Source organism: Mameliella sp. AT18 (assembly GCF_028807275.1).
Lineage (GTDB): Bacteria > Pseudomonadota > Alphaproteobacteria > Rhodobacterales > Rhodobacteraceae > Antarctobacter > Antarctobacter albus.
Genome location: NZ_JARAMO010000152.1, coordinates 1 through 2238, shown reverse-complemented (window position 1 = coordinate 2238; position 2238 = coordinate 1). Strand labels below are relative to the sequence as shown.

Annotated in this window: 5 protein-coding genes; all 5 read left to right on the top strand. The window is 67.1% G+C overall.

Annotated features, from left to right (window positions below; translation table 11 throughout):
• Positions 1-150: DUF2312 domain-containing protein (locus PVW46_RS14390; RefSeq protein WP_274576350.1), on the top strand; the 150-nt coding region annotated here is incomplete at its 5' end.
• 30 nt (positions 151-180) lie between these two features.
• Entirely contained in the window at positions 181-924 is a 744-nt protein-coding gene (locus PVW46_RS14385) for a hypothetical protein (protein WP_069210242.1), read from the top strand.
• Positions 921-1613: a hypothetical protein gene (locus tag PVW46_RS14380; protein ID WP_274576348.1), complete on the top strand. Its 693-nt coding sequence runs from the start codon at positions 921-923 to the stop codon at positions 1611-1613. Before PVW46_RS14385 ends, PVW46_RS14380 begins: the two co-directional genes overlap by 4 nt.
• Positions 1610-1807, top strand: coding sequence for a hypothetical protein (locus PVW46_RS14375; RefSeq protein ID WP_069210244.1), 198 nt, complete (start codon positions 1610-1612; stop codon positions 1805-1807). Before PVW46_RS14380 ends, PVW46_RS14375 begins: the two co-directional genes overlap by 4 nt.
• Positions 1804-2238 (top strand): DUF4326 domain-containing protein (locus PVW46_RS14370; protein WP_274576347.1); only part of this gene is annotated, 435 nt, incomplete at its 3' end. The genes PVW46_RS14375 and PVW46_RS14370, both read left to right, overlap by 4 nt.

The window sequence follows — 2238 nt, the reverse complement described above, 5'->3', positions numbered from 1 at the left end:
ATCAAGGAGGTCATGGCCGAGGCCAAGGGCCGCGGCTACGACACCAAGATCCTGAAAAAGCTCATCGCCCTGCGCAAGCGCGACCCCGACGACATCGCCGAGGAAGAGGCGTTGCTGGACATGTACAAAGCCGCGCTTGGCATGAGCTGACCCGCCATCCCCACCCAGAAAGGAAATCCTATGACGACGCTCGAAGATCTCCGGAACGCCCGCCAGGCGGAACTGCGGCTGGCGCAGGCACAGGTCGCCCTCTGCGACGCCCTCATGAAGCACGCCCGCACGCTGGAGGCCGACCGGCTGGCAATGGACGTCGAGACCGACAGCAAGGGCAAGCTGTCGATCATGCTGCGCCTGGACAACACCAGCGGACCAATCAGCGCCCCAGCCGCCACAAAGCCCGGCGACTGGACCGACGACGAGGACATGACCCTGCTGGCCGAGGCCGAGAAAGGCACGCCGGTCAAACAGATCGCGGCCAAGGTCGGGCGCAGCTGGCAGGCCGTGGCCAAGCGGCTCAAGACCCTGAAACAGGCGCAGGACGAAGAGAGCGGCGAACCGGAGGCCACGCCTGCCTCCGCGCCTGCGGCATCGCCCACCGCAACCACCCGCGACCCCGGCGAAACCGGGTTGGCCATTTCCCTCGACGGCCTCGGCACGATCCGCGAAAAGGCCGCCGAACGCCGGATGCGGGCCATCGGCTACCCGGCCCCGCACAGCCCGCAGTCGGATCTGAAACTGGTCGAATCCATCATGCGCGGCGATGGCATGAGCCTTGCCGCCAATACGGCAGGCATCGAAAAGGACGCCGCCGGCAAGCGCTGGAAGGCGCTGATGCCCGAGGTGACGATCGAGAACCAGACGGCCCTGCTGACCGTCCTGCGCCTGCGCGATGAACTGGACCGCGCCAGCGGCCAGGCGGCGTGATGCACCCGCTGCGCGTCCTCATCGGATGCGAGACATCCGGCATCGCCCGGCGCGCCTTTGCCGCGCGCGGGCATGACGTCTGGTCCTGCGACATCGAACCGGCCGAGGACGGCAGCAACCGGCACCGCATCTGTGACATTCGCGACGGCATCCTGACCGAGGGCTGGGATCTGCTTGCCCTGATGCACCCACCTTGCACCCGGCTTTGCCGCTCTGGCCGCCGGTGGATGAGCGGGGCAGGCAAGTGGACTCCACCCAAACGCCTGCCGCAGGGCCGCAGCTGGGCCGACATGCGGGCCGAGTTCGAAACCGGGGTTGAGGTCTTCACCGCCTGCTGGGCCGCGCCGATCCCGCGCGTGGCCATCGAGAACCCGGAAATGAACGACCTGGCGCGCGACCGCATGCCCGCAGACCTGCCCGCGCCTCAGATGGTGCAGCCGTTCTGGTTCGGTGAACCCGCCTACAAATCCACCGGATGGTATCTGCGCGGCCTGCCTGAGCTGGTCGAGACCGACCGCCTGCCCGAGCCGGAACGCGGCTCTGACGAATGGAAAGCCTGGAACAAGGTTCACCGGATGCCACCCGGCCCCGAGCGCGCCCGCCTCCGCAGCCGGTCCTTCCCCGGCATGATGATCGCCGCCGCAGACCAATGGGGCGGCTATGCCCTCGCACAGGAGACAGCAGCATGAAACTCGGGCAGCAACAATCCAGCCACGTCGGGCACGGCACTGAACGCGGCGCTTTTCGTCAAGCCGTGATCCGGATGGACCATGAGCAGTTCGCCAGCGTTCGCGGAAAGGCTGAGCGGGACGGCACAAGCCTCGCAGAGGCGATACGCACCCTGATCGAATGGGGCCTTGAAGCCGAAGAGACCGCAGAATGACCGCCCGCATCCAACTGTCCCGCGCCAAGGGCTGGCGGATGCCAGTGGACACCGTGAAGGTTGACCGTGCGACCCGCTGGGGAAACCCGTGGAAGGTGGGCGCACCGGGAGAGGTGCACTTTCACCTGTTGGGCGCGCTGCGGACCCAGCCTGTGACCGCAAATCTGACGGCGACCGAGGCCGTCGATGCCTATGTCTGCTGGCTAATCGGCTACTCGATCCCGCGCAACCTGCGCCCGGCCTACGTCTCTCAGTCCGGAGATCGGGCATTCTGGGACTACATGGCCGCGCTGCGGCGGACAATCTTTTCCCACATCCACATGCTGCGCGGCAAAGACCTCGCCTGCTGGTGCAAACCCGGCGCCGCTTGCCACGCTGACGTCCTGCTGGCCCACGCCAACTGCGACCCCCGCCAGATGACCGACACCCTG